The organism is Enterococcus sp. RTP21361st1_A6_RTP21361_211029 (assembly GCF_040910045.1).
GTDB lineage: Bacteria > Bacillota > Bacilli > Lactobacillales > Enterococcaceae > Enterococcus_D > Enterococcus_D gallinarum.
The window spans coordinates 1-2,692 of record NZ_JBDGBK010000168.1; the positions used below are offsets into that span (position 1 = coordinate 1).

The 2,692-nt window shown below is 41.5% G+C and carries 3 protein-coding genes; all 3 read right to left on the minus strand.

Annotation, left to right across the window (positions count from 1 at the left end; all coding sequences use genetic code 11):
* Window positions 1–629 (minus strand): hypothetical protein (locus AB5Z52_RS16540; RefSeq protein ID WP_368267072.1); only part of this gene is annotated, 629 nt, incomplete at its 3' end.
* A 17-nt stretch (window positions 630–646) separates the two neighbouring features.
* Window positions 647–1,618: an AAA family ATPase gene (locus tag AB5Z52_RS16545; protein ID WP_368267074.1), complete on the minus strand. Its 972-nt coding sequence runs from the start codon at window positions 1,616–1,618 to the stop codon at window positions 647–649.
* Window positions 1,596–2,666, minus strand: a complete 1,071-nt coding sequence (locus AB5Z52_RS16550; RefSeq protein ID WP_368267076.1) for a ThiF family adenylyltransferase — start codon at window positions 2,664–2,666, stop codon at window positions 1,596–1,598. Before AB5Z52_RS16550 ends, AB5Z52_RS16545 begins: the two co-directional genes overlap by 23 nt.
* Window positions 2,667–2,692: the final 26 nt, after the last annotated feature.

The window sequence follows — 2,692 nt, forward strand, 5'->3', positions numbered from 1 at the left end:
GGATATCGTGTCTCCTGAGGCAAGTCAAGCAATTCGTTGCCTATGTACAGCGGCTCCCCTACATGCTTATCTTCGATTTCTTTGACAACCTGATACGCGTATTCGATTGAATGCGCGACTTGTTCGATATCGTCTAGCGTAAGCCGTTCGCGCAGTAAGAACGAGTTAATGGTTTCCGAGGCCGAGACCATTCTTGAAATGTCTTCTACAGAGACACCCACCAGTTGAGCAAGGATACCGTACACATAAGGCCTTGCATACTCTGTAGTGAAGTCACAGTTTTTATTGATTTGCGGCCATGTGTAATTTATGGCGTGATAACGAGTATTAATGATTGTTCCCACTAGGCGACGAAGCTGTTTATGAGACTCTCCGTCGGTGAACATAACCCAGTTGGAATAAAAATTCTTTAATGTCCGTATAGTTTCTATCTTCAGAGGGAGTTTATCTATGACAGTTTTAGTATTGGCTTTGAGCCGCTCATCTCTTATCAAAGTATGAAGGTTACGCACATTGAACACAAACCATGCATTAAATTCCTCGTCGAATAGCAGCTGATCTGTATTTCCGGCAAGGACGGTTTTGTAAAACTTGAACCGATCTTCACCGAGACGTTTTCCAATTATCACTTTTATCTAGTCCTTTCTTAGATTTGCGATTCCGCAAAAAGTACTGTTGCCTCGTGCAGTGTGAAATTAGCTTGCTTGTTTGCTGCCAAGTAGAAATCGATAAAATCTATTAACTTGTCGGGATAATGTCGATTGGGGAATTTCTCGTCCAGGAAAGCAACTATTTCTTCAAACAGCGAGGAAGGAAAACATTGATTTTCCCCTGATTCTTTTACGAAATTCAGGGCTATCAATCGAAGTGTCTGCATATCCGGTTCCTTCAATTTTAAAAAACTAAATCTTCTTTCGAAAGCACCATCAGCATACAAGGTCGTAGCCTCTTCAGGTGTAGTCGCACCTACGACCTTGATATCACCTCTCGTTATAATAGGTTTCAGTAGGTTTGCGGCGGAAATACCTCCTTCTGAAGCACCGGCATGAATAAGGGTGTGAATTTCATCAAAAAATATCGTGGAACCCTCTTTCTGCGCCGTCTCAAGTACATGTTGCATGCGTTTTTCAAATTCTCCTCTGTATTTTGTTCCAGAGAGCATTTCGGCAGCCGATACAGATATCAGAGGAAGATGATGCGATTTGAAGTAGTATAGAATAAGCGATGTTTTGCCAACGCCAGGTTCTCCGATTAGAATAACGTTATTCTTGTATCTTCTGTTTAAATATATATCCAGTAATTGAAGCTCTTTTTCTCTACCGATAATAGTTTCCATAGAATTTGAACTAGTCAGATTTTGTGGAATTCTAATTGACTTGAGAAGAGCACGCGCATCGGATTCGATTGACTGTAGATAGACAAGGATATCTTGCGGCCGTGCATTAGGATTCGATTGAAGATACAAATCAAGTTTGTGATCCAGATACGGCGAATCATGAAGCAGCTTGACCGGTATCTTACCTTTCAACTGCGGGTCAGATATACCGTCGTTCATATCCGTTAGGATTTGTAGGAAAGTTTGACTCATAATATGTTTACTTACTGAACTGTCCATCATGGAATGACCAGTTCCAAGTGTCGAGGACGATTTGTCTCTCTACTACTGATGGATCCATTAGCTTGCCTATATACTTAATGATTTCTACTTCCATCATCTTGGCCGCAAGAGCGTTATCCGTATCTACAATCGCGGTCTCACGATACTCGTTGATGCTTGCCACTTTAGGATTGGAGGTATCTGCGTAAGAGGACGGTACAAGTTCTGAATATGATTTGGTTTTACCGGGAATAATCAAGGGTCCTAAAAATATTTTGCTATCGGCGTATGGCCCTCCATATAGGACAGGGGTGCCTGATAGTTTACTGAATTCATCAACAATATATACAAGCTTTCCGAGAGTTTTGTCTGCGCAAACAGCTATCAGGTCAAACTGGTCACTTTTTAGTTCTTCCGTTAAGGAATTGACACTAGTGACTTCTAAATTATGGCCGACGACCGTTGCATCCGGAGCGACCTCTGTCAAGTTTTTGACGGCCACTTCAATCTTGGATTTTCCCACATCTTTTTCGCGATAAAGAACTTGTCGACTAGTGTTGGACAATTCAATCTCATCAAAATCAATAAGATGTAGGGTGCCTACCCCAATCTGCGCCAAGCCAATTGCCAGATACGACCCTATACCACCAGCACCTAAGATTAAAATCGATGCGGCATCAAGTCTCTCCTGCTGTTTGATTGCATCATTTATCGTAAAGTTGGGAAGAACTGCGTAGTTTCGTAGTTGACGATCATATTTTGCAAGTTGCTTGGGTGTGAGAGTGGTATCTAAGGCGGTGATATCCTTGTATTCTTTTATGACATTATTCTCGAATAAACGTTGCACCAAAGATGCAATATCGTCTACTTCATAAGGAGTATCAAGAAGAGCAGTGGACACATCATCAACAGTGGCGGGATTTTTAAAAATATTCAAAATCGTTAGGATAACGTCACTGTCCTTCTCTTCGAACATGACGTTTTCCTCATGTGGCAGGGCAATATGAAGACGTTTACTAGGCGTCAGGTGGGCATATGCCACTTCATTAAGAATATATTGTTTCCCCATGTTATTCTACCTTTCAATTTGAAAAG